Source organism: Allomuricauda sp. NFXS6 (assembly GCF_040148835.1).
Taxonomy (GTDB): domain Bacteria; phylum Bacteroidota; class Bacteroidia; order Flavobacteriales; family Flavobacteriaceae; genus Flagellimonas.
The window spans coordinates 11000-35766 of sequence record NZ_JAGEMG010000011.1 but is presented as its reverse complement, the minus strand read 5'-3'; the positions used below and the strand labels follow the sequence as shown (position 1 = coordinate 35766).

19 protein-coding genes are annotated in these 24767 nt (G+C 41.2%); 6 read left to right on the top strand and 13 right to left on the bottom strand.

Annotated elements, in window-relative coordinates; genetic code table 11:
* The first annotated feature begins 34 nt into the window (after positions 1-34).
* Together J4E06_RS15165 and J4E06_RS15160 are read left to right on the top strand one after the other, a co-directional pair.
* Positions 35-2116 (top strand): M1 family metallopeptidase, encoded by a 2082-nt coding sequence (locus J4E06_RS15165; RefSeq protein ID WP_349524825.1) that lies wholly within the window; start codon positions 35-37, stop codon positions 2114-2116.
* A 4-nt stretch (positions 2117-2120) separates the two neighbouring features.
* Positions 2121-3035, top strand: a complete 915-nt coding sequence (locus J4E06_RS15160) for a patatin-like phospholipase family protein (RefSeq protein WP_349524824.1) — start codon at positions 2121-2123, stop codon at positions 3033-3035.
* A gap of 1 nt (position 3036) precedes the next feature.
* Here the strand turns inward: J4E06_RS15160 and J4E06_RS15155 are convergent, their stop codons facing one another.
* The 5 genes from J4E06_RS15155 to J4E06_RS15135 form a co-directional block, all read right to left on the bottom strand.
* Positions 3037-3558 (bottom strand): DUF7935 family protein, encoded by a 522-nt coding sequence (locus J4E06_RS15155; protein WP_349524823.1) that lies wholly within the window; start codon positions 3556-3558, stop codon positions 3037-3039.
* A gap of 76 nt (positions 3559-3634) precedes the next feature.
* Positions 3635-4408 (bottom strand): OmpA family protein, encoded by a 774-nt coding sequence (locus J4E06_RS15150; protein ID WP_349524822.1) that lies wholly within the window; start codon positions 4406-4408, stop codon positions 3635-3637.
* Between the two features lie 34 nt (positions 4409-4442).
* Positions 4443-6023 (bottom strand): FMN-binding glutamate synthase family protein, encoded by a 1581-nt coding sequence (locus tag J4E06_RS15145; protein WP_349524821.1) that lies wholly within the window; start codon positions 6021-6023, stop codon positions 4443-4445.
* 190 nt (positions 6024-6213) lie between these two features.
* A complete protein-coding gene (locus J4E06_RS15140) occupies positions 6214-7500 on the bottom strand; it encodes an amidohydrolase (protein WP_349524820.1) in 1287 nt (428 codons plus the stop codon).
* A gap of 17 nt (positions 7501-7517) precedes the next feature.
* Positions 7518-8057 (bottom strand): DsrE family protein, encoded by a 540-nt coding sequence (locus J4E06_RS15135; protein ID WP_349524819.1) that lies wholly within the window; start codon positions 8055-8057, stop codon positions 7518-7520.
* 101 nt (positions 8058-8158) lie between these two features.
* Between J4E06_RS15135 and J4E06_RS15130 the strand changes: the two genes are divergently transcribed.
* Positions 8159-10528 (top strand): ATP-dependent helicase, encoded by a 2370-nt coding sequence (locus J4E06_RS15130; RefSeq protein WP_349524818.1) that lies wholly within the window; start codon positions 8159-8161, stop codon positions 10526-10528.
* Between the two features lie 135 nt (positions 10529-10663).
* Positions 10664-12895, top strand: coding sequence for an alpha/beta hydrolase family protein (locus J4E06_RS15125; protein WP_349524817.1), 2232 nt, complete (start codon positions 10664-10666; stop codon positions 12893-12895).
* Between the two features lie 103 nt (positions 12896-12998).
* Here J4E06_RS15125 and J4E06_RS15120 read toward each other — a convergent pair whose 3' ends face one another.
* Positions 12999-13622, bottom strand: coding sequence for a hypothetical protein (locus J4E06_RS15120; RefSeq protein WP_349524815.1), 624 nt, complete (start codon positions 13620-13622; stop codon positions 12999-13001).
* Positions 13623-13860: 238 nt separating this feature from the next.
* On the opposite strand from J4E06_RS15120, the gene J4E06_RS15115 reads away from it, so the two are divergent.
* Positions 13861-14481 (top strand): L-threonylcarbamoyladenylate synthase, encoded by a 621-nt coding sequence (locus J4E06_RS15115; RefSeq protein WP_349524814.1) that lies wholly within the window; start codon positions 13861-13863, stop codon positions 14479-14481.
* A gap of 237 nt (positions 14482-14718) precedes the next feature.
* Here J4E06_RS15115 and J4E06_RS15110 read toward each other — a convergent pair whose 3' ends face one another.
* From J4E06_RS15110 to J4E06_RS15100, 3 genes are all read right to left on the bottom strand, one after another.
* On the bottom strand, positions 14719-15591 hold the full coding sequence (locus J4E06_RS15110) for an OmpA/MotB family protein (RefSeq protein WP_349524813.1): 873 nt from the start codon (positions 15589-15591) through the stop codon (positions 14719-14721).
* A 96-nt stretch (positions 15592-15687) separates the two neighbouring features.
* Complete coding sequence (locus J4E06_RS15105; RefSeq protein WP_349524812.1) at positions 15688-16689, bottom strand: glycosyltransferase family 2 protein; 1002 nt, start codon at positions 16687-16689, stop codon at positions 15688-15690.
* A 12-nt stretch (positions 16690-16701) separates the two neighbouring features.
* Positions 16702-17148, bottom strand: a complete 447-nt coding sequence (locus J4E06_RS15100) for a type I restriction enzyme HsdR N-terminal domain-containing protein (RefSeq protein WP_349524811.1) — start codon at positions 17146-17148, stop codon at positions 16702-16704.
* 26 nt (positions 17149-17174) lie between these two features.
* Here J4E06_RS15100 and holA point away from each other — a divergent pair, with 26 nt between their 5' ends.
* Positions 17175-18176, top strand: coding sequence for a DNA polymerase III subunit delta (gene holA / locus J4E06_RS15095; protein WP_349524810.1), 1002 nt, complete (start codon positions 17175-17177; stop codon positions 18174-18176).
* 2 nt (positions 18177-18178) lie between these two features.
* On the opposite strand, the gene J4E06_RS15090 is transcribed toward holA, so the two are convergent.
* From J4E06_RS15090 to J4E06_RS15075, 4 genes are all read right to left on the bottom strand, one after another.
* Positions 18179-18556 carry a DoxX family protein gene (locus tag J4E06_RS15090; protein WP_349524809.1) on the bottom strand — a complete coding sequence of 126 codons (378 nt, stop codon included), beginning with the start codon at positions 18554-18556 and terminating at the stop codon, positions 18179-18181.
* A 98-nt stretch (positions 18557-18654) separates the two neighbouring features.
* A complete protein-coding gene (locus J4E06_RS15085) occupies positions 18655-21066 on the bottom strand; it encodes an alpha-ketoacid dehydrogenase subunit alpha/beta (RefSeq protein ID WP_349524808.1) in 2412 nt (803 codons plus the stop codon).
* 157 nt (positions 21067-21223) lie between these two features.
* A complete protein-coding gene (locus J4E06_RS15080) occupies positions 21224-24109 on the bottom strand; it encodes a gluzincin family metallopeptidase (protein WP_349524807.1) in 2886 nt (961 codons plus the stop codon).
* The gene (locus J4E06_RS15075; RefSeq protein ID WP_349524806.1) at positions 24069-24755 is read right to left on the bottom strand and encodes an LOG family protein; all 687 of its coding nucleotides are present in this window, start codon (positions 24753-24755) and stop codon (positions 24069-24071) included. Before J4E06_RS15075 ends, J4E06_RS15080 begins: the two co-directional genes overlap by 41 nt.
* Positions 24756-24767 lie beyond the last annotated feature (12 nt).

Genomic DNA, 24767 nt, shown 5'->3' with positions numbered 1-24767 from the left:
TGTAATTTGGAAGGACTTTTGATAAGATGATGGTATGAAGCTGAGCCCCGTAGTCGTTTTTTTCCTATTTGTACAGTTCTTGTCCAGTCAAGTTCAGGATAAGGTCGACTTTGTCCACGCCAAAGTTTTGATTGAGCCAACACCTTCCGAAAACCGCATAAACGGTAGCGTGACCTATCAATTTGATGTAATTGAAGATGTGGGTTCCATTTACCTTGATGCTGTAGACTTGGAGTTTTCATCGGTTTTTCTGGATCATACAAAGATAGATTTTGATTACAATGGTCGAAAAATAACCATCAAAAAAAAGCTGGAAAAGGGCGGTAATCATATGCTAAAGCTAGATTATGTGGCCAAACCCAAACAAACGGTATATTTTTTAGGATGGGATGATGGTGTCAGAAACAATGAGCAGGTTTGGACCCAAGGACAGGGAAAATATACCAGTCATTGGTTGCCCAGTTTTGATGATATGACCGAAAAGGTCGAGTTTGACCTGGATATCGTCCTAGAGCAGGATTATACGGTAATTGCGAACGGGAAATTGGTCAAAAAAGACACCTTGTCAGATTCCAAAGGGTATTTGTGGCATTTTGATATGGAGAAACCGATGAGTAGCTACCTGGTAGGTTTTGCCATTGGGGACTATAATAAAAAAGTGATTGAATCATCCTCGAGAATACCGATGGAACTGTATTATGAACCCACTGATTTCACGAAAGTGGAGCCTACTTACCGATACACAAAGCATATTTTCGACTTTTTAGAGAAAGAAATCGGTGTGGCTTATCCTTGGCAGAATTACAAGCAAATTCCCGTTCAGGATTTTCTGTACGCAGGGATGGAGAACACCAGCTGTACCATATTTTCCAATCAGTATGTGATAGATTCCACGGCCTTTGTTGACAAAAACTATGTTAATGTGAATGCGCACGAATTGGCCCACCAATGGTTTGGTAATTTAGTGACCGAAACCAGCAGTGAACACCATTGGCTGCACGAAGGTTTTGCCACTTATTATGCGTACTTGGCTGAAAAGGACATTTTTGGGGATGATTATTACTACTGGCAATTGTTGGAAACGGCCAATGCCTTACAGCGTTTCTCTGGAGATGACGGTGGCGAGGCGCTTCGCAATCCGAACGCAGGCAGCCTTACTTTTTACGAAAAAGGCGCTTGGGCCTTGGTACTGCTCAGAGATAGAGTAGGAGAGGAAGCTTTTAAAAAAGGCATACAGAACTATCTCAATAAATATGCTTTCAAAAACGTTACGATTCCAAACTTGATAGAAGAACTGGAAATGGTTTCCAATACCAACCTTGATGATTTTGAGAAGTTGTGGCTGGAGAATCCTGAATTTCCTCATGATCAAGTAGTTGCTTTTTTGGAAGAAAAAAATGTATCCATCAAAACCTATTTTGAGCTTAAAAATAAGATAGCGAAGCAACCTGAAAAAACCGAGTCCATCTTAAAACGAGCTTGGAAAAGAATAAAATCAAACCAACTAAAAGAAAACCTTATTTTGGATTATGGTGATAAGGTTTCAACAGATTTTTTGGGCGATATTATCAAATCCGAAGGCTTAAAAGTTCGACAGGCTGTTATCCTTTCACAGAATAAAATCCCGGATGAGCTTCAAACGGATATCGAAGGACTTTTAAAAGATAAAAGCTATACTACATTGGAGGCTGCTTTGTATCGCTTGTGGACCGATTTCCCTCAAAATAGAAGTAAATACCTCAATGAAACGGACGGCATCATGGGATTTCCCAATAAGAACATCCGATTGCTCTGGTTGACACTGGCCTTGGTGTCGCCAGAATATAACCCCGATTCAAAAGCACTTTATTTTGATGAATTGAGCGGGTACACTGGTTCGGAACATCATTTTGAGACTCGTTTGATTGCCTTTCAGTACTTAAAAAGTATAGGAGGTTTTACGGATACCGTGTTAAAAAACCTGGTGGAGTCCTGTAGTCACCACGTATGGCACTTCAAAAAATCGGCCAGGGAAATATTGAGCGACTTTTTACAATCCGAGGGGAATACGGCCCGTATTAAGAGTATTTACCCTTTGTTAAGTCAACAAGAAAAACAATATTTGGAAAAACTTTAAGTGAATGAGGGCATTGGTCATTTCTGGAGGGGGCAGCAAAGGCGCATTTGCAGGAGGAGTTGCCCAATTTTTGATTCAAGAAGCCAAGCACGATTACGATTTATTTGTTGGGACTTCCACGGGAAGCCTTTTGATTTCCCATTTGGCCCTGAACAAGTTGGACAAAATAAAGCATATTTATTCCAACGTCAACCAAAAAAGCATTTTCAATAATTGCCCGTTTATCATTAAGAAAAAACATGGGGTCGAAATCATTGCCATCAACCATTGGAATGTGATCAAGAACTTTATAAAGGGCAAAAAAACCTTCGGGGAAAGTGAAAACCTCCGAAAATTGATTCGCAAATCCATCACACTTGAGGAATTTAACGATTTGAAAAAGAGTAAAATGGACGTGGTGGTTACCGTATCCAATTTATCGTTGAATCAAGTGGAATATAAGTCTATCAACGATTGTACCTACGATGAATTTTGTGATTGGATATGGATTTCATCCAACTACACACCTTTTATGAGTTTAGTCAAAAAAAATGGCTGTGAATATGCCGATGGCGGCTTGGGAACTTTGGTGCCCATTGAGGAAGCGCTGAACCGAGGTGCTACAGAAGTTGATGTGGTTGTGCTTCATACCGAGGTGAATCACCTAAACCGAATGTCTTCCAAAAACCCTTTTGATCTCATCACCACCATTTTTGGTTTTATGTTGGATCGAATCGAGAATCAGAATATCCGAATTGGAAAGTTGGTGGCCAATCAGAAGAATGCAATCATCAATTTCTACTATACGCCAACGGTTCTCACCACAAACTCATTGATTTTCAACAAGGAAAGAATGACTTTGTGGTGGAAACGCGGTTATTTGTATGCCAAGAACAAGAACGAGGAAACTAGCCCCATTGAACCTGAACGGCAGGAATAGGCTATTTCCAGAGGTCGGTTACTTCCTTTTTTACAAAGGCCAGAGCAGCACTGGAAGGAGATTCCTTTTCCATGGTTTGATTGAGAATATCTTCGCGCAGCTTGTCCGGTGAATCGGTCTCGCTCATTCCAGCGGAACGGATGATTTGAATCGTTGTGTTTTTAGCTGTTTTGATGATGTTCCAGCAAGAATCTGACATATAGATCTGTTGCGATAAATTATGTTCAAATTCTGTTTCAATCTGTTTTATAAGCAAGTTTTCGTAATCACTTTTACTTTTTCCGGCAGGTGCCACACGCACAACTAGGCTGTTCAATGCTATACGTTCCAAGAAAAGTGCCATGCGTTCGTAGGCCTGTAAACGAATGGGCAAAGTTTCTTTTTGGGAATCTTTGTGCAGCAAAAATCGTCTGCGTCCATCTTCGTTTCGAGTGTGCAATCTAAAGAAATAGAAGGCAACAGCGCCGGTAACAACGGCCGGTAACAAATAAGCAAATAACTGAAGGATTTGATCTCCACTCATACGGTAGTCTGGTTTTTTATTGATTTTACACTACCAAGAACGCATCAAAATCCCAAAAAGTATTTTAGGTGAAAGGTTATTGGCCAGCTTTCGCACTTTCTTTGGCCTTGGCGTAAAAACCTTTATAATCGGGTCGTAGTTTGATATTGATACCTTCCTTGAAGTTTCCGTCCTTAGCAGAAATCGCTATGCTTTCCGCAGGAACCTCCAAGCTTGTCACCAATTCTGAAGCGATAGCGGCAACCTGATTGAAGGTTGGGGCAAACTCCCCGGTAATGTTCAAGCCTTCCACTTCTGTCTTAAAATCGGGATTGGTTTTGATCACATTGGCAACTCCCGTTAACCAAGTTTTACCTTCTTCGGTCAACTTAGCTGATGTATCCGAATCAAAAAGTGCGGTGATACTATTACTGATAACAACAATACCTCCTTCAACACCCACTTTGGCGTTTTCTCCTAAAGTTTGTTTGATTCGGGTCAAAGAAACAATGGCGGTGGAATCGTTTGCGGAAATCATATCGTTGATACCGCTCAATTGTCTTTCCTTTCTGGCCAAAGCTTCCATAGCACGGTCTACATTATCCGAATTTTGTTTAGATAGTTCCGAGAAGTTGCTCATATTGCTTAAAAGCGTAGCATTGGCATCTCGGAGGGTAGCATTTTCAGATTTAAGTGCCTCTGCCTCTGCATTTGCAGATGATATTTCTCGCTTTGCTACTGCCAATTCCTGCTCCACTTTGGAAATTTGAGTCTTTAAAGTGTCAATTTCTGCAAAAAGCTCGCTTTTTCGTTGGGAAAAAGCACTGGTGGCTATCGCTAAAAGAAGGATAAGGGGTAAGTTTCTTTTCATAAGTAGTACAATTATTCTGTTTAAATATTCGGGTCTAAATTATGTTGTTTTTTTTTATTGTTGGTTTTCCACCAAGGTGTTTACAATCAAAAAGTTGTTGCATTGAATCAAACTTCACTTTTTCTTTTTGATATCCATAAACCGACTTTAAATCGCTGCTAAGATAATCATCATCTACGTTTACTTGCACATCATCCATATTAAATTGACAGGGATGTTCGTAACCTGCCGCATGCGTAATTTCCAAAAACTCCTTTCTAAATGTTTTAAAATACTGTGCCAATCTATCGGATTTTAACGGTACATTAATACCACTTTGACGCCACTTGCTTTGGGTCGCGACACCAGCAGGACAACGGTTGGTGTGACAAACCTGTGCTTGGATACAACCGATGCTCATCATGGCTTCCCGGGCCACATTGATGCAATCGGCCCCCATGGCAAAAGCCATCGCGGCTTTACCAGGAAAGCCCAGTTTTCCGCTACCGATAAAGACAATCCGCTCCGTAAGTTCACGTTCCTTGAACAGACTGTAAACTTTTGAAAAACCATAGGTCCAAGGCAGCGAAACATGGTCGGCAAAACTTGGAGGCGCCGCACCCGTTCCACCTTCACCACCATCAATGGTGATGAAATCCGGGCCTTTCCCGGTCTTTTTCATTAAATCGGCCAATTCCATCCATTGTTCAACTTTTCCTATGGCGCCTTTAATGCCCACGGGCAGTCCTGTTTCTTCCGCAATGGATTCAATAAAATCCATAAGTTCAGGAATTGTGGAAAAAGCTTTGTGGGTAGGAGGGGAGATGACATCTTTTCCTACCTCAACACCACGTATTTCTGCAAGTTCGGGCGTTATTTTAGAGCCGGGCAACACGCCTCCCTTCCCAGGTTTTGCCCCTTGTGAAAGTTTGATTTCAATGGCTTTGATGCAGGGATTTTCATCTACCAAGACCTTTAATTTGTCCATAGAAAAACCACCATCACGAGACCTTACGCCAAAATAACCTGTTCCAAAATGGAAAATAACCTCCCCGCCCTTTTTATGATAAGGGGATAATCCACCCTCACCTGTGTTGTGGTAAGCGCCACATTTTTCTACACCCTGGTTCAAAGATGCTATGGCAGCAGCGGACAAAGAACCAAAACTCATGGCAGAAACGTTGATGATGGATGCAGGACGATAGGGTTTTTTACGTTTGTTGTAAGCTCCCATTACTTTGGCGCAGGGCAAAAAATAGGGGTGTTCATTGTTCGGGTGATTTTTGGGTACTTGAAATCCAATCATCGCATTTTTTATGAAGATGTGTTGATGCTTGTAAATATCTCTGTCCGTTCCAAAGCCCTCATAATTGTTCTCTTTTTTTGCAGAAGCATAGATCCAACTACGTTCAATACGGTTAAAGGGAAGCTCTTCTCGATTGTTGGCCACAAAATATTGTCGCATTTCCGGCCCTATACTTTCCAACCAATACCGAAGGTGACCCACAATGGGATAGTTATGACTGATGGTATGCGCTTTTTGGAAGAAGATGTCGCGAATGGCAACCAAAAATAGGAAAATCAGAAGCCAAGCCCACCAAGGAATATCAGCTAGAAAATCAAGGAATGCTTCCATATTTTTTAATTTGACGTAGTAGCTACAAATATCAAGCCCCAATATCCAAATTCCAAATGCTGGAGGATATTGGGGCTTTAAGCTTTATTTTATCATAGTATCAGATAATTCTGATACTTCAATTCTCGATACAATTTTTTTTCGATGCTCTTCAAAAAAACCACTCGAATTGACAGCTGTAAAAAAACATTTATTTACTTCTGTCCAAATAATCCAAAGCAATCTCGGTCATCGCTTTTACACCTAGTTGCAACCCGCTGTCATCAATTTTGAAATCTGGTGTGTGGTGCGGAAAATGCTCATCGGGACCCGCGTTGGGGTCTTTACCGCCCAAAATGTAAAAGAAGCCAGGGACTTTTTCTTGATAGAACGAAAAATCCTCCGCTCCCGTAATGGCTTTGATCAAATGCACATTTTCGGCACCGGCCACTTCTTGAAGACTTGGAAGCGATGCTGCGGTCAAGTCGGTATCATTATAGGTGATTGGCACCCCTTTGGCAATTTCCACAGTAGCTTCGGCACGATAGGCCTTGGCAATGGTTTCTGCCATTTCTATCATTCTATCGTTCACTTGTTTTTGCATATCGTAATCCAATGTACGGATGGTTCCAATAAGTTCTGCGCTTTCTGGAATAATGTTGTTACGCACACCACCACTGATTTTTCCAACGGTGATGACAGCAGCTTCCTTGGTCAATTCCAATTCACGGCTGATGATGGACTGGTAGCCATCCACAATTTTGGAAGCCACAAAAATGGGGTCGATTCCTCCCCAAGGCTGTGAACCGTGGGATTGCTTTCCTTTGATTTTCACCACAAAGCGTTGCGCAGCGGCCAAAGCACCACCTGGTTTATAGGCAATATGCCCCACAGGTAGGTAGGAACCAATATGAAGCCCATAAATGGCATCCACTTTCGGGTTTTCAAGTACGCCTTCCTTTACCATAAGTGCGGCACCACCTTCTTCTCCCGGAGGTGCTCCTTCTTCGGCAGGTTGGAATATAAATTTGATGGTTCCGTGGATTTTATCCTTATTATTGGCCAAAACCTCTGCGGTTCCCATCATAATGGCAATGTGGGTATCGTGCCCGCAAGCATGCATCACACCAACTTCTTCACCTAAATACTCGGATGTTACTTCAGATTTAAAGGGAAGGTCATTTCTTTCGGTAACGGGCAGCGCATCAATATCTGCTCTAAGGGCAACCACTTTTCCGGGATGGTCTCCTTTTAAAAGCCCTACAACACCTGTGTGGGCAACCCCTGTTTGTACTTCGATGCCCAAAGATTTTAAATGGGCGGCAATTTTTTCAGCTGTTTTAAACTCTCTGTTACTGAGTTCTGGGTTTTGGTGCATATCGCGTCGCCATTCGATTACTTTGGATTCGACTGCGGCGATGTCTTTTTCGAGCCCGTGGTCTTGGGCATACATACTTAAGCTTGCAGAACAAAAAGCAAGTGCTAAAATTTTCTTCATAATCGGGTTGAGTTAGTTTATAAATTGATTGGACGGTATCCTTGGTTTTGCAATTGGATGTTGGCCGTCATTGCAGATAGCGCAATCTTAACACCAGGTATTAATTCTTCCTTTGGAAGTTCCCTTGTTTTGGACGATTGCCCGCACATGATAACTTCTACACCGGCTTCGAGTAAATCCTCCACCAGCTTCCGGTTTGGATTGGCTACCTTGTATCTATCTTTATATGCCACGTCTTTCAACAAGTTTCTAGCGGCGGTACCATGAACAATCAGTGCAACCTTCAATTGCGAAGCAGGTACACCACTTTGGGCATGCATATTTAAAAAACGTGCTACGGTATTTAGGTTTCTATTGATTTCCGTATCGGATTCTGGACCAACTTTTACATCAAAAACCACTTTAAACTCTTTTGATTTGTCAGTTTTAAAATCGGGGTCTTCTATTTCCCATACAGCACCGTAGTCCCCTATGATGGGACCTGCTTTGGTAGTTTGTGAAATTCCAGAAAATGTAACAAAAACTAAAAGGAATAGGGGGAGGTGGTGAAAATTCATCAGCTATTTTAATTAAGATGTTAAATATATTTAAAAATAAGGCCAAAACCGAAAACGATGTTTATAAAAATTGAAAGCTTGATTTTAGCAAGAGATCAATAATGGCTAATTTCACATCTACTTTTAAAAGATTCTGGCCCTTGAGTGATTTTATAGATGAATTGAACGATGCGCAGCGCGCTCCTGTGCTGCACAAGGATGGACCTCTAATGGTGATTGCCGGTGCAGGCTCTGGTAAAACCCGGGTACTCACTTACAGAATAGCCCACTTGATGGAGCAGGGGGTGGACTCCTTTAATATTTTGGCCCTTACCTTTACCAACAAGGCAGCGCGTGAGATGAAGAAGCGTATCGCTGCCATTGTTGGAAATTCCGAGGCCAAAAACCTATGGATGGGGACATTCCACTCCGTTTTTGCCAAATTGCTTCGCTTTGATGGAAATAAACTGGGGTACCCCAGCAACTTCACCATTTACGATACGCAGGACTCCCAACGTTTGATTGCTTCCATCATTAAGGAGATGGGGCTGGACAAGGATATTTACAAGTACAAACAAGTACAAAACCGGATTTCATCCTATAAAAACAGTTTAATTACTGTTAAGGCCTATTTTCAGAACCCTGAATTGATAGAGGCAGATGCCATGGCAAAACGCCCAAGATTGGGAGAAATTTATCAGAATTATGTGGATCGATGCTTTAAGGCTGGTGCTATGGATTTTGATGACCTTTTGTTGCGGACCAATGAGCTGTTGACCCGTTTTCCGGAGGTGTTGATGAAGTATCAAGACCGTTTTCGATACATTTTGGTGGATGAGTACCAAGATACCAACCATTCCCAGTATTTGATCGTGAAAGCTTTATCTGACCGTTATCAAAATATTTGCGTGGTAGGGGACGATGCACAGAGTATTTATTCCTTCCGTGGGGCGAACATCAGCAATATCCTTAACTTTCAAAAAGACTACGACGATGTGGCGATGTACCGTTTGGAACAAAATTACCGTTCTACCAAAAACATTGTCAGCGCAGCAAATTCCATCATAGCAAATAATAAAAACCAGTTGGAGAAGAATGTTTGGACCTCCAATGATGATGGTGGGCTTATAAAAATACACCGCAGTGTCACCGATGCCGAAGAAGGACGCTACGTAGCGGGCTCCATTTTTGAGAGCAAGATGCAAAATCAGATGCAAAATGGTGATTTTGCCGTGCTCTATCGGACCAATTCACAATCAAGAGCTATTGAGGATGCGCTTCGTAAACGTGATATTCCTTATCGGATTTATGGCGGTCTATCCTTCTATCAGCGTAAAGAGATCAAGGACGTGCTCGCCTATCTGCGATTGATCATCAATCCAAAGGATGAGGAGGCGCTAAAGCGGGTCATCAACTTCCCCACAAGAGGAATTGGGCAAACCACTGTGGATAAGCTTGTGGTGGCAGCCAATCATTACAATCGTTCCATTTACGAGGTAATGGAGCATCTGGATAAGCTCAATTTGAACATTAATGCCGGAACCAAGCGGAAGTTGACGGATTTCGTCACTATGATCAAAAGTTTCCAAATAATGAACGAGGGTTCCGATGCCTTTACCTTGGCGGAACACGTGGCCAAAAAAACAGGCTTGCTTTTGGAGTTTAAAAAAGACGGTACGCCAGAGGGAATTGCCAAGATGGAGAACATCGAAGAGCTTTTGAACGGTATCAAGGATTTTGTTGAAGGTCAAAAAGAAATTGCCGATGCCACGGGAAGTCTCACCGAGTTTTTGGAAGATGTTGCCCTTGCCACCGATATGGACAAGGATATCGAAGATGACGATAGAGTGGCTTTGATGACCATCCACTTGGCCAAAGGATTGGAATTTCCATACGTTTACATTGTGGGGATGGAAGAGGATTTGTTCCCTTCTGCTATGAGTATGAACACCCGAAGTGAATTGGAAGAGGAAAGAAGGTTATTTTACGTAGCCTTGACCCGAGCCGAAAAACAAGCGTTTCTTACCTATACCCAAAATCGATATAGGTGGGGTAAACTAATTGACGCTGAACCCAGTCGTTTTTTGGAGGAGATTGAGGAGCAGTATGTGGAAAATTTAACCCCTGTGAACGATGGTTATCGGTATAAATCCACAATCGATAAGAATATTTTTGGTGAGGTTGACAAGAGCAAACTGCGACAGGTGAAACCCCGAAATGGGACACCGCCAAGTACGCAGAAGCCCAATGAAAACCAATTACGAAAACTACGAAAGCTAAAACCTGAAATTTCCGCCCCTGCCAAAGCCATGGATTTGGACCCAGGCCTGGTTACCGGGGCACGAGTGAACCATACCCGATTTGGACGAGGAAAAATACTAAATATTGAAGGCGCGGGGAATGATAGAAAGGCTGAAATCCATTTTGACCAAGGTGGCATCAAAAAACTGTTGCTACGTTTCGCCAAACTTGAGGTTTTGGACAGTGCCTAATAAATTTTCGCTATCTGATAATTAAACCATCACTGGTTTAGGGATTTTCCAATTAATTATTTAGAGGCTGTTTGGGTGGGCAAAAATGCTTAAATTCAAAGCTGTTATTTTTAATAAACCAACCAACATCCCCCTATGAAAAATCTCTTTCTCAAACCCGTATTTATTGCAGTAGCTATTCTTGTTATCACTCTTTTTGGAGTGTCGGGTTATCATTATGCCATCGGCTACCCTGCTTGGGTGACCATGTTGGCAGGAATACTGATAGGTTTTGTTTTGATCATTCTATTAAAATTGCTGCTCAGTTGGCTGGCACCTTTGGCCAAAAAAATACCCTTGACCCTTGTTACTACAGTTTTAGGTGGTTTTTTGGCGCTATATATCATGCGTATGTATGCCTTTGGATGGCCTTCCATGCTATTTTATGGTTTAGCTTTATTTGGATTCATTTGTTTGGTGCTGTTGACCTTAGGTGTTTGGCAAATCATCAAAAAGAAAAATGGGAAAACAGGGGGCATCCTAATTGTTTTGAGTGTTGTTATGTTGGTTTTAGGGTTTTATGGATTTAATGCTTTGGATGGTGATCCTTATATGGATGAAACATCGTCAGAAGAAAAAGTTGATGTTGCTTTTTTGAGTGAAATGGGCGTCAAAAATCCATCAACCAAAGGCAATTTTGATATAGAGACCTTTACCTATGGCAGTGGCACTGATGATAAACGACCCGAATATGCCGATGGCGTAAAAATGAAGACGCCAACGGTAAATGCATCATTATTACTTCCGGAATGGAAGGGCAAGAAGAAGAAATGGCGTGAAAAATACTGGGGCTTTGGTGTGGATAGCTTCCCATTAAATGCCCGGGTGTATATGCCCCAAGGAGAAGGTCCTTTCCCTATGGTGATGATGGTGCATGGGAACCACAGCATGCTGGATTATTCCGATGGTGGGTATGCCTATCTTGGAGAACTTTTGGCCAGTAGGGGAATTATTGGAGTTTCTGTGGACGAGAACTTTATCAACGGGCACTGGTCCGGTGATTTTAGAGGAAAGGAAATGCCAACCCGTGGATGGTTGTTGCTCAAACATCTGGAGCAATGGAGGGAATGGAACCAAGACAGCAATTCTGATATGGCTGGCAAAGTGGATATGGACAATATTGTTCTTGTGGGTCATTCCCGAGGAGGGGAGGCGGTATCTATCGCTGCGGCATTCAATACCTTGGATAGATTTCCCGACAATGGCAATGAAACCTTTGATTTTGGTTTTGGAATCAAAGGCATTATCACCATAGCTCCCACGGATTACCGGTATAATCGTGAAATTAGCCTGCAAGACATTAATTATTTGTCCATTCAAGGGGCTTATGACTCGGATGAGACCAGTTTTTGGGGAATGCGACCTTTTCATCGCTTAACGTTTTCTGAGGATTTTGATGGCTTCAAAGCTGGTCTTTACATGAATCATGCAAACCACGGTCAGTTTAACTCCACTTGGGGACGGTCGGATTTTGGTGCGCCCATGAAATGGTTACTTAACCTTAAACCTTTGATTTCGGGCGAAGAACAGCGCCAAGCTGCCAAAGTTTATGTGAGCGCTTTTGCGGAGGCTGTTCTAAAAGGAAACAAGGATTATCAGCCTATGTTCCAAAATGTGGACTTGGTAAGTGATTGGTTGCCCGAGGAAAACTATAGGAGCCAATACAGTGACATTCATAAAAATGTACTGGTCAATTTTGAAGGCGACTTGGATGTAACCAGTGCTTCAAATGATATAAAATTGTCCGCCGAAAATTTTAAGGTGTGGCGTGAAACAGAATTGTTGGCCAGGGATGGCGGGAGCCAGCAGAACAATGCATTGGTGCTCGGTTGGAGCCATAGCTCGGATGTTGAAACTGATTCCATACCTATTTATAGCATTCGATTGCCCGACACCTTAAAGAATTTTGGGACTGCTGCTACCTTGGCACTTTCTATGGCCATGGGCGATATATCGGAACTTAAATTTGAAGATGAAGATGAAAAGCCTGAAACGCCAAAAGTGGGGTTCAATTTTAGTATTATGCTCCAGGATAGTCTAGGAAATTTTGCTTCGGTAGTGTTGGCGGATAACAACAAACTGCCGGGTACCATCAAGACCAAGTTCACTAAATTTAAGTTCTTGGATAAAGAAATGATTGGTGAAGCTTCCGAAATCCAGTTGAAAAGTTGTTATGTGCCCATTTCTTCTTTTCTAAAGCAGAACGATAGCTTAAACCTGTCCAAGTTACAAAGCATCAACTTGGTTTTTGATAGAGATACTTTGGGCGTTGTGGTTTTGGATGATATTGGGTTTTATGAAAAGGTTGCTTGGGACAGTATCCAATAATTGATTGTACTGGCCACAGCGAGTTTTGCAGCTTATTCTAATTATTTTGTAATCATTAAGGTTTAGAGTGATGATTTTTAAGACATTTAAAAACATCTTGTTTTCATAGTGATGTGTTATCCACATAAGCTTGCTCCGTTTCCGGAATTTGTGATTCTGCCAAATACCCGTTGGTGATTTTATACCCGCTTTGGACCAAATCATTTAGATCTTTTTCCGTTAAGTAACTACCTTCCAAGATGTACAGCGTCTTGTTTTCATCCTGTTTGTTGGATTTTATACGATGGTACACCATAGGATTCCCGTACAATGAGGAAGCCTTTACTTTGTCTTCATACTTATAAAGTGCAATATTTTTGATGCTATTGCCCAAACAATCCATTTTGGTCTGCCAAGAAAATACCGCAAATTGTTTGTCTCCAGAAAATATGAAGCTAATTTGATGGACTGTTTTGTCAAATGATTTTATCAGACCTTCAAACTTCTCGTTTGTGCGGACATTTTCTACAATCCTTCTCATACGCTCATTAATGGTAACTATCTCATCTAAGTTTTTGCAGTCAGTGTTGTCAATTTGATGTAACCGACTTAATAGACCATCCAATTCTGCGAGAGTTTCTTCTGTACTAAACGCTTTGTTATCCGATTTGTTCGATGGTTTGCAACTCACAAAAAGTATTAGAAGAGAGCAACTTACCAAAAATGCCACTTTTGTTTTTAGTCTCATAGCCAGATTATTTTTATTAAAGTTGCGACATTTAACTCAGTACCGACGGTACCAATTAACCAATGCCACGTATGAATTGATGAATGGCCCTTCTCCGTTTATATAGATTCAGAAAAAACGATGGGTTGGGTGTTTTATCATATATTTAACAGCGTGAAAATCATGACTCAATGACTTTGATATGTATTATCTTTGTGAGTCAATCCATTAGAGATTTTTCCACGTATTTTGGTCAAGTATGGCAGAGCTGATTAAACTTTATGAAGAAAACCCTAACCCAAAGCAGGTCCAAAAAGTTGTGGATGTGCTTCGGAAGGGAGGGCTCGTCATCTACCCGACAGATACGGTTTATGGGCTAGGCTGTGACATTACCAATTCCAAGGCATTGCAACGTATTGCAAGAATCAAGGGGGTAAAGCTGGAAAAGGCCAATTGGTCCTTCATTTGTGCAGATTTGAGCAATCTGTCCGATTATGTACGGCAGATAGACAGTCCGACGTTTAAAATCCTTAAAAGGACCCTTCCGGGACCTTACACTTTTATACTTCCGGGAAACAACAATCTCCCCAAAGACTTTAAGAAAAAGAAGACCGTAGGTATTCGTGTACCCGATAATGCAATTGCAAGAGCATTGGTAACAGGCTTAGGGCATCCGATTGTTTCTACTTCCATTAGGGATGATGACGATGTTTTGGAGTACACCACGGATCCAGAATTGATTTTTGAAAAATGGCAAAACCTCGTTGATGTTGTAATTGATGGCGGATATGGGGACAACGTGGCATCCACAATAATAGATCTTTCAGGGGATGAACCCGAAGTGATTCGGGAAGGCAAGGGAAGCCTTGAGATATACTGAAAAAAAAGAGTATCTGTCAAAAATTGTCGTCAACCTGAACTTGCCTGCTGGCAAAGGCAGGTTTCAGGTTCTCCAAGTGATTTGTTTATCAGTAAATGAGATTTTGAAATAAACCCGCCTACCGGCAGGCAGGTTCAAAATGACGCATTCCAATATTTTTTGGGGAGCCTTGAGATAATTAAACAAAAAAAAGCGGCCAAATGGCCGCTTTTCTATTTTTAAGCTGATGCTTATTTCTTATTTGCCTGTACCGCCGATAGCAGGATCTTTCATTCCTTCTTCGATCATGTTGTAGAACTGATCGATTTTTGGAAGTACAACAATTCTAGTTCTTCTGTTTTTGGCTCTGTTGGCAGATGTATCGTTGCCTACAAGTGGTACGTAGTAGCTACGTCCGGCAGCTGTCATTCTAGCAGGGTCTACGCCAAAATCGTTTTGTAGGATTCTAACAACAGATGTTGCTCTTTTGGCACTAAGGTCCCAGTTGTCCAATAGAACGCCGCTTCTATAAGGTACATTGTCGGTATGACCTTCTACCATAAATTCAAAGTCAGGTTTGTTGTTCACCACTTTGGCTACTTTTCCAAGCACTTCTTTTGCAGCATTTGTTACATTATAGCTTCCGCTTCTAAACAACAATTTATCGGAAATGGATACGAATACCACACCTTTTTCAACACTGATTTCAATGTCTTCATCATCCAAGTTGCCCAAAACACCTTTTAGGCTCTGTACCAATGCAAGGTTTACAGAGTCTCTACGTGTAACGGCATTTTGCAATTTTCTAATGGTAAGGTCTTTTTCTTGAAGGCTCTCAAGGGATTTTTCAAGGTTTTCAGCTCCTTTTGTGGTAAGAGTTGTCAAGTTGCCCATATTGTTGATGAGCTCTTGGTTGTTTGCTTTTAGGAAGGCGTTTTGATCTTCCAGAGTTTTTAATCTGGAGTCTGCGGTTGCTTTTTCTTCAAGACAATCGTTCAATTTAACGGTTGCAGAATTCAATAGGTCCTGGGTTTCTTTGTGCTTGGCTTCAAGATCGGCATATTTCTTTTGCGATACGCAAGAAGATAAAAGGATTGTCATCGCCAATGTTCCTAGAAAAATTTTTTTCATAGTTCAGAGTATAATTTAAGGATTGTTAGATTTATCAAATGTTAAAAAACTACACCAAAATTAGATAAAAACCAAGGTTCCTATTTTTCGGCTTAGTTAATCTTTTACTAAAATGTTAAAATTCTCTACTTGATGTACGAAGTAAGACCATACTATGGATGTCGCAATATGGTATTTTAATATAAAATTAGCTTTTTCGCGCTTTCTGTACATTTTTATAAAGTTAGCATAAAAACTGAGATGTGCCCTTAAAATAGCGAAACAGTGATCAAATTTTAATTGGAAAACGAATCGTAAAGCCGCCACGGCATCGAAGAGTAATCGAGCGAATATCAAAGGCAATGCTCTTTTTCGGGGAAGATTTTTTGTGATGGAGTAGAGGGAGTTCCTGAAATTCAGAAAAGTTTTTTTTGGGTTCATATTGGATAAGGTGCTGCCTCCCAAATGGTACACCTCGCTATGGCCCACATAATACACCTTATGCCCTGCATTTTTAGCTCTCCAACACAGGTCTATTTCTTCCTGATGGGCAAAATAGTCTTCGTCAAAGCCACCAAGTTCTTTAAAAACATCACTTTTGATGAACATGCAAGCACCCGTGGCCCAAAACACTTCTTTGATGTCGTTGTACTGTCCTTCGTCCTTTTCTATGGTCTGAAATATTCTACCCCTGCAAAACGGATAACCGAACATATCTATGAATCCTCCAGCTGCCCCGGCATACTCAAAATGGTCTTTTTTAATTAGGTCTAATATTTTGGGTTGGATGATGGAAGCTTCCGGTAATGTCTCAAAGGCATTTTTGATGGGCTCCAGCCAATTGGGAGTAACTTCCACATCAGAATTCAACAGACAGAAGATATCAGCTTCAATATGCTTGAGGCCATCGTTGTACCCTTTGGCAAAGCCACCGTTAGTGCTGTTCTGGACAATACCGATAGAGGGGTAGTTTTGTTTTAGAAAATCCACCGACCCATCCGTGCTTGCATTGTCCACCACATAAATGTCCGCTCCTTTGGAATATTCCATGACCGAAGGCAAAAACCTTTCGAGCAAGGCTTCCCCATTCCAGTTGAGTATGACTACGGCGATTTTCAAAACGGAGGCAAATTAACGGCTAAAATCAGGAATATCCTCTAAAAACCTGTATTTTTCATTCTTATGGTCCATCTCGCAGTAGTAATGTTTTAAACCATTGGTCACCATTAAGTGTTCGGCCTTTAGCTCGTAATTGTACCTTGCAATTTGATCAAAAGTATCCTGTGTGATCTTTACCTCGGGCGCCTTGCACTCGATCAAAAGAAAAATGGAGCCATCAGAATTGAAAACGACCACATCATATCGTTTCTTTAAATTGTTGACCTTGAGCTGCTTTTCCACATTGATCAGGCTCTTCGGATAATTTTTTGTGAATACCAAATAGCGAAGCACGTGCTGGCGAACCCATTCCTCGGGTTGGAGTGCAACAAATTTTTTACGAAGCCCATCAAAAATGTACTGGCTATTTTGGCTATTTTTGATTCGAAATGAATATGGCGGAAAGTTCAAATCTTGCATTGGACAAAACTGGTGAATTAATTTGAATGGACAAAGTAAAAGAGATCGTATCGGAAATCAACAAAGGAAACCCAAAACCTATTTATTTTTTAATGGGGGAGGAGCCTTATTATATTGACCAAATTTCCAAATTCATAGCAGCAAACATTCTCACGGAAGAGGAAAAGGGCTTTAACCAGATGGTGCTGTATGGAAAAGATACCTCTATTGATGATGTGGTCTCGAATGCCAAACGTTTTCCAATGATGGCACAATACCAAGTAGTTATTGTTAAAGAAGCGCAGCACCTTTCCAGAACCATCGAAAACCTTGTTCCCTACGCAGAGAACCCACAGCCGACCACAATTTTGGTAGTTTGCTACAAGTACAAAAAATTGGACAAACGAAAAAAACTCTACAAAACCATAAAAAAGAATGGGGAGCTTTTTGAAAGCAAAAAATTGTACGATAATCAAGTAGCGGATTGGATTCGAAGAATTTTGGCCAGCAAGAATTATAGGATATCACCAAAATCTTGTGTGATGCTGGTGGAGTATTTGGGCACTGATCTTAGTAAAATAAGCAACGAACTGGATAAATTGATGCTGATTGTTCCCTCCGCCACGGAAATTACTCCTGAGTTGATTGAGGAACACATAGGAATCAGCAAAGACTTTAATAATTTTGAGCTAAAAAAGGCGATAGGCGAGCGTAACGTGCAAAAAGCATCTCGAATCATAGATTATTTTGCCCAAAATCCCAAGGACAATCCATTTGTAGTGACCATAACGTTATTGAATACTTTCTTTACACAATTGTTGCAATATCACGGACTTAAGGACCATTCCCCCGGGAATGTTGCCAAAGTCTTGGGAGTAAACCCCTATTTTGTAAATGAATATGTAGTGGCAGCAAAAAACTACCCTATGAAAAGGGTGAGCGGTGTTATATCCAGTCTTAGAACTTTGGATTTAAAGAGCAAAGGGGTCGGTGCCAACAATATGGCCCAAGCTGATTTGCTGAAAGAACTGCTTTCGGAAATACTGTAGCATTACCTTTTGTCCACGCTATATTTACCAGGTCCCAATAGCATAATAACCACAAATACGGTAAGGTAAAGCAAAGCTTTTTCCTTTGTTGCGAATGGGTCTGCACTGTGAATCATAAAACCGGCAACAAACATGGTTATGGCCGTAGGTATGGCAGCCCAACGGGTTTTAAAACCGATGATGATCAATAATGGACATATGAATTCACCAACCACGGCCAAAAAAAGGGATGGAGCTTGGCCTATACCGAATGGATTGGCAAATTCTGTGTTTCCGTTAATCAATTTCATAAGTTTTGGGTAACCATGGGTTATCATAAAAACAGATGGTACAACTCTTAAAATTGCTAGCCCAAGGTGCACAAGTGTATTATTTTTCATGTGGGGAAATTTTAATCCACGTGAAAATATAAATTAAGTTTTAAAAAACGGAAGATTAATTGATGAAAAGTGTTTCCGAATTGACGGATGTGCAAAAGCTACCTGAGTTCTGGATAAGATTTAGGGTCCGCCTCGTGCATGATTTGATAAACTTTCTCAAAAATATCCTCAGCACTAGGTTTGGAAAAATAATCTCCATCTGATGCGTATGCAGGGCGGTGCGCCTTGGCGGACAAGGTCTGGGGTGCGCTGTCCAGAAACTTGTAACCACCTTGCTTCTCGATCACTTCTTGTATTAGGTATGCGGAGCAGCCTCCTGGAACATCTTCATCGATCACCAAGAAGCGATTGGTTTTTTTAAGGCTTTTAACTACATCATGCCCCAAATCGAATGGGAGCAGGGATTGGGCATCAATAACCTCAGCGTCTATGCCGACTTCCAACAGATCGTGGGCTACTTTTTCTACAATTCTTAATGTTGAACCGTAGGATAATAGGGTAATATCAGTGCCTTCTTTGAGTGTTTCAACTTTACCGATCGGCGTACAGAACTCTCCTAAATTGGAAGGTTTCCTTTCTTTTAAACGATATCCGTTTAAGCTCTCAATGATCAAAGCAGGCTCATCGCTTTTCATTAAAGTGTTGTAAAAACCTGCTGCCTGCGTCATATTTCTAGGGGCGAGAACATACATACCTCGCAACAAATGAATCAAACCTCCCATGGGCGAACCAGAGTGCCAAATTCCTTCCAAACGGTGTCCCCGGGTACGTACTATAAGTGGTGCTTTCTGTTTTCCCACGGTTCGGTACATCAAAGTGGCCAAATCATCACTTAAGGTTTGAATGGCATACAGAATGTAATCCAAATATTGAATTTCGGCAATGGGACGCAATCCTCGCATGGCCATTCCGATTCCTTGACCGATAATGGAGGTTTCCCGTATTCCTGTATCGGCTACTCTTAAATCCCCATATTTCTTTTGAAGGCCTTCGAGCCCTTGGTTGACATCTCCGATATTACCGGTATCCTCTCCAAAAACCAGAGCTTCGGGATATTTACTGAACAATACATCAAAGTTATCCCTCAAGATAACCCTTCCATCAACCTCCTCGGCATTGTCGGAATAGGAGGGAAGCACGGGCTCTATTTTTGTGGCCTTATTGCCAACTTCGTTGTATAGGTGAGATCCATACTGATAATCGTTGGTTGCTATAAAATTATCCACCCACCGCTGAAGCTGTTTTTTCTGCGAAGTAGATTCTCCCAAGAGGTATCGAAGTGCTTGTCTTGATTTTGAAGCCAAATCTTTTTTAAGGGGTTCTTCAAGAGCAATCAAATCATTTTTCAACTTGTTGATGAAAGTTCGGTTAGGACTTTGGTTCGCGACATTTTCAAGCAATTGTACCAGTTCCTTTTTAGCTGTTAATTGGGGTTTTAAAAATTCGGACCAAGCTTCTTTTTTGGCAGCACGTACTTTAAGCTTTATTTCACGCTCCACCTTTTTGAGTTCTTCTTCGGTGCATATGCCATTTTCAATGATCCATTCCCTAAAACGCTTGTTGCAATCATTTTCACGTTCCCACTCCAAGCGTTCAGGTGACTTGTACCTTTCGTGTGACCCAGAGGTAGAGTGTCCTTGTGGTTGGGTGAGTTCGGTAACATGAATTATAACGGGCACATGGCTCTCGCGAGCGATGTCTGAAGCGTTTTCAAAAGCATGGATAAGTGCGGTGTAGTCCCAGCCTTTCACTTTTAAGATTTCAAAGCCTTCGTGGTCATCGTCTCGTTGGAATCCACTTAGGGCCTCGGAGATATCACCTTTGGTGGTGTGGTATTCGGATGGTACAGAAATACCATATTCATCGTCCCAAATACTGATGACCATGGGAACCTGCATTACGCCTGCGGCATTTAATGTCTCAAAAAAATGGCCTTCGCTGGTACTCGCATTTCCTATGGTGCCCCAAGCTACTTCATTTCCATTATTGGAGAATTTGGTCTGATCAATTCCGTCTACGTGTCGATATATTTTGGATGCTTGGGCCAAGCCGAGCAAGCGGGGCATTTGACCTGCCGTACAGGAAATGTCCGCACTACTGTTTTTTTGCTCAGTTAGGTTTTTCCAGGAACCATCTTCGTTTAAGCTATGGGTTACAAAGTGGCCTCCCATTTGCCTTCCGGCGCTCATCGGTTCTTTTTCCAAATCTGTTGTGGCGTAAAGTCCATGGAAGAAAGCCTTGGGGCTTAAGTAACCCAATGCCATCATAAAGGTTTGATCTCGATAATATCCACTTCTAAAATCACCGTTTTGGAACGCCCTGGCCATAGCTAATTGTGGTAGTTCTTTACCGTCTCCAAAAATACCGAACTTGGCTTTTCCAGAAAGTACTTCACGTCTTCCCATTACACTGCATTCTCTGCTGGTGACAGCTGTCTCATAATCTTGGAGGATTTGAGATTTAAAGTCATCAAAGGAAATATCGTTACTAGTGCTAGGGTTAGGTTTCATAGACCGTTCAAGATTTCTGCGAAAATACTAAAAATCCGTCAAAATTGCAATATGTTGTTTCGTTAATAAAATACAAATTAATCAAAAACACTAAAAATAAATTGAAGTATCATCAATAAAAGTGTTCAAAACCAACATTTGATTGTCAAATTGTTAATCAAAACCACTTTCGTGTAAACAGTCCAACAAGTGTTCTAGGGCTTAAGGTAACCACAAAGCGTATCCGTTGTGTATAGTTGTTTTGGGCAATTTCCCAACCTCTGTTGGAGTATACGGGAAAATATAGTTCAAAGTAATCTGTGACCAAATTCAAACGAATACCGGAGTCGTAGACAAAGCGCGCACTTTCCCCTTTGTTTTTTATGAAACCTAGGTCTCCGTAGGCCTCTACCCATCTCCAAATATTGGTGCTCGCATTGGTGGTGGCGATCCAGTCGTTGGCAAATGGATTTTCCAGTTTGGACTTAAAGCCTCCTTCTGCAATTATTACTTGTTGGCTATAAATCCCTGAGTCTTCAGATCGTCCTAAATAAGCCAGGTCAAACATATAATCGGTTGGTCTATCCAATGCAAAGCTGAAGAAATTTGATTCTGTTTTGTTCCGTAAAAATTTACCAGCATAAAAACGGAGATTCAGCTGTCTGTTACTTTGAAACAACTTGCGATAATCCCATTCAAAAGCAATCTTGGTAAAGTCGCTGGAATGTTGTGCATCTATATACCAAGAGGAATAGTTCAAGATATTGTTGTCAACATCGGTGAATCGCACGTTCATCACACTGTAATCGGGATCGGTATCCAATTCGCCGACCAAATTATCATCAATGGTTCTAAATACGTTTCTATATCTGAACATTAAATATTGCCTACGGTTGGAGAGCAGGTCGTTGGGACGCCATCCAAAACTAATTGCAGGCGTTAATGTGGAAACTCTGGAGTTTACCTGAAAGTGCGAGGTGGAACCCGAAAATGAATAATTGGAAACGAACAGGCCGGTTTTATTATGGTACTTCCGGTATCTAAGCCCTGCTTTTCCCACCAAGGTTTTTTCTAGAAAGGAATAGGTGGGGGCTATATCGTATTGAAAGGGTCTTTCCAGAAAGGTTTTGTTGTATAGCCTCATCCCTGGTGTTACGCCATCGTATAGGTTGAAATTGACAATCGGTACATAAAAAACCTGATTGTAATAAGGGTCTTCGGTATCTTTAAAAAATTGAAACTTCAATTTCTTGTTGCTCGAAAAGAAACCATTTAAGGTTTTCCAATTATCCCGCTGATTGAATTCAGGAATTTTTTGATCATAATTCAACACCAAACGATCTTCATTCCCTCGTGGAATTGTAAAACTTTTGGTTGAGTCTATATCGGTAAACCAATACTGCGATACCACGGAGTCATTTTCAAGCCCAAAAAGAGATATCGGTACATTGGTTCCCCGTTTATTTTTTAGAACAAAAGTGATGGAATCTTCGGTCTTTTCAACTTTCTTGATTTTATAATCAATTTTTTTGTCCGTAGCAACGTACTCGTCAAAAAACCAATCCACTTTCTTATCTGCATACTTTTCAATGGTCTTTTTAAAATCGACAGCGGATACTTTTTGTTTTTGTTTGTAATTTTTGAAAAAATCCAATACAGTGCTATCTATTTTCTTTTCACCCAAATATGCCGATAGATAGGACATACCGAGTCCAGCTTTGTACCCATTGGCAATTTTTTGGTTGAACTTGATCAGTGAATCATTTGAGGTTGTTAAGGCTTGATCGATATTCTTACGCGCCGATAGCATACTGAACAAAGAATATTGTTCATTAAAATCCATTTGGGCCAGGTGGAAGTTTTTCAATCCCCAGATATTGGAAAGTTTTCCGATCAGTTTTTGATCCGGATAATGTTCATCCACATACCTGATGATTAGATAGAAGCCAATAGCATCGTTTACCCAACGTTCCTTTCGGGGATCTAGGTAAAGTGACTCCTTCAAATAACTGCGAATAGCTGTTTTTAAGAACTTCATTTCAAATTGAAACTGCTCTTCGTAGGGCCTAATAAACGATGGAAGTTGACTTACTCCGTATAATGGAGATCTGTTGTAGTCAAGCTCACTGACCAAAAGGTTGTCATGAGGATATTCCCCTAAATTTTCATAGAGGAACTGTGCGATTTTATTAATGGATATTCCTTGGGATATTTCTTCATACTTATTGGATTCTAAATCGGTAGTGATGGTGACATAATCCGTGACGTGTTTAGTAAACTTATCAGTGATGGTAAGAATGATTTCACAGCTTTTTCTGTTGTCCCCGATCAGTTGTACATGTTGCCCTCCAGGAAAGTTGGAAATACTGGAATTACGGTAGTTGGATGCCAAGAACAACCGCTCGGGATACGTAAAATTTATTCTGGTCTCTGTAACATCCGTATAAAGATCATCAAGGTTTATGTTGTTGTATAGCTTCCATCCGTCATCAAAAACAGCTGGGGTAAAGTACCAATCCTTTAAATTGTAACCAAGGTTATCATTATGTCCGTAGCCTGTAAATTTTGCTTCGGGCAACCTAATGGTGTAGGTGAAGAACAGCTGTATGGATTCACCGGGCTTAAGGATTTCATTCAAATTTACCCTAATGATATCTACGTTCCCTTCTCTCTTCCAGTCCAGTCCGGTATAGTTGTGGTCCACAATACTTTTGATGGTGGTCTTGCCCCTTTCACGCTCCTTGGCCAAGTGAAGACTTCTGTTGAACTCTTCCCCGAAGCGTTTTGCAAGCGCCGTTTTTTTATTGGAATATGCATGATTCCAATCGTTGAAATAGAGGGTGGAAAGTCCCTTGTCCGATCGGTTCACATAGGTAAAATGTTGGCGAATACGTATTTGATTGGTGGGACCATCGAGTGTGGCCACTATCTCATTTTGGTGCTGGCCCCATAGGTTGGGGCAGCCCATAATAATTAGTAACACAAGGCTAAGTAATATGCGATGGTCGATCAATGCGATGCGATTAAAAATTGGGACTAAGCGTTCTGCCTTTATAAAAGGCATCAATTATCTCAACGACTTCATCCTCGGTGTCTACCAATCTGATCAGGTCAAGGTCTTTTGGGCTAATGTTCCCCGCTTCGACCAAAGTTCCCTTGATCCAATCCATTAAACCTTTCCAAAACTCGGTTCCAACCAGTATGATAGGGAAGGTATGTATTTTATGGGTTTGTATCAGGGTGAGGGCTTCAAAGAATTCATCCAAGGTTCCGAAACCTCCGGGCATTACCACAAACCCCTGTGAATACTTAACGAACATTACCTTTCTAACAAAAAAATAGTCAAAGTCAAGGCTTTTGTCATCATCAATAAAAGGATTGTCGTGCTGCTCAAAAGGCAGGTCAATGTTCAATCCTACGGAAGTGCCGCCTGCTAAATTGGCACCCCTGTTACCTGCCTCCATAATTCCTGGCCCGCCCCCGGTGATTACACCGTATCCGGCTTCGGCTATTTTTTGGGAAATCTTAACGGCTAAATCATAATACGGATGTCCTTCACGAACCCTTGCCGATCCAAAAATGGATACACAGGGTCCGATCCTGCTCATTTTTTCAAAACCATTGACAAATTCGCCCATAATTTTAAATATGGCCCACGAATCGTTCGTCTTGATTTCATTCCATCCTTTGGAATGTTGTTCTTTTCGCATTTGCATAGATGT

Bases quoted from the DNA above. Each gene is read 5' to 3' on its own strand.
- J4E06_RS15155 (WP_349524823.1), bottom strand. From the start codon at position 3,558: ATGAGTGGAGATCAAATCCTTCAGTTATTTGCTTATTTGTTACCGGCC.
- J4E06_RS15075 (WP_349524806.1), bottom strand. From the start codon at position 24,755: ATGCGAAAAGAACAACATTCCAAAGGATGGAATGAAATCAAGACGAAC.
- J4E06_RS15145 (WP_349524821.1), bottom strand. From the start codon at position 6,023: ATGGAAGCATTCCTTGATTTTCTAGCTGATATTCCTTGGTGGGCTTGG.
- J4E06_RS15160 (WP_349524824.1), top strand. From the start codon at position 2,121: ATGAGGGCATTGGTCATTTCTGGAGGGGGCAGCAAAGGCGCATTTGCA.
- J4E06_RS15130 (WP_349524818.1), top strand. From the start codon at position 8,159: ATGGCTAATTTCACATCTACTTTTAAAAGATTCTGGCCCTTGAGTGAT.
- J4E06_RS15080 (WP_349524807.1), bottom strand. From the start codon at position 24,109: ATGCCTTTTATAAAGGCAGAACGCTTAGTCCCAATTTTTAATCGCATC.
- J4E06_RS15120 (WP_349524815.1), bottom strand. From the start codon at position 13,622: ATGAGACTAAAAACAAAAGTGGCATTTTTGGTAAGTTGCTCTCTTCTA.
- J4E06_RS15150 (WP_349524822.1), bottom strand. From the start codon at position 4,408: ATGAAAAGAAACTTACCCCTTATCCTTCTTTTAGCGATAGCCACCAGT.
- J4E06_RS15100 (WP_349524811.1), bottom strand. From the start codon at position 17,148: ATGCAAGATTTGAACTTTCCGCCATATTCATTTCGAATCAAAAATAGC.
- J4E06_RS15115 (WP_349524814.1), top strand. From the start codon at position 13,861: ATGGCAGAGCTGATTAAACTTTATGAAGAAAACCCTAACCCAAAGCAG.
- holA (WP_349524810.1), top strand. From the start codon at position 17,175: ATGGACAAAGTAAAAGAGATCGTATCGGAAATCAACAAAGGAAACCCA.
- J4E06_RS15090 (WP_349524809.1), bottom strand. From the start codon at position 18,556: ATGAAAAATAATACACTTGTGCACCTTGGGCTAGCAATTTTAAGAGTT.
- J4E06_RS15110 (WP_349524813.1), bottom strand. From the start codon at position 15,591: ATGAAAAAAATTTTTCTAGGAACATTGGCGATGACAATCCTTTTATCT.
- J4E06_RS15140 (WP_349524820.1), bottom strand. From the start codon at position 7,500: ATGAAGAAAATTTTAGCACTTGCTTTTTGTTCTGCAAGCTTAAGTATG.
- J4E06_RS15085 (WP_349524808.1), bottom strand. From the start codon at position 21,066: ATGAAACCTAACCCTAGCACTAGTAACGATATTTCCTTTGATGACTTT.
- J4E06_RS15125 (WP_349524817.1), top strand. From the start codon at position 10,664: ATGAAAAATCTCTTTCTCAAACCCGTATTTATTGCAGTAGCTATTCTT.
- J4E06_RS15135 (WP_349524819.1), bottom strand. From the start codon at position 8,057: ATGAATTTTCACCACCTCCCCCTATTCCTTTTAGTTTTTGTTACATTT.
- J4E06_RS15165 (WP_349524825.1), top strand. From the start codon at position 35: ATGAAGCTGAGCCCCGTAGTCGTTTTTTTCCTATTTGTACAGTTCTTG.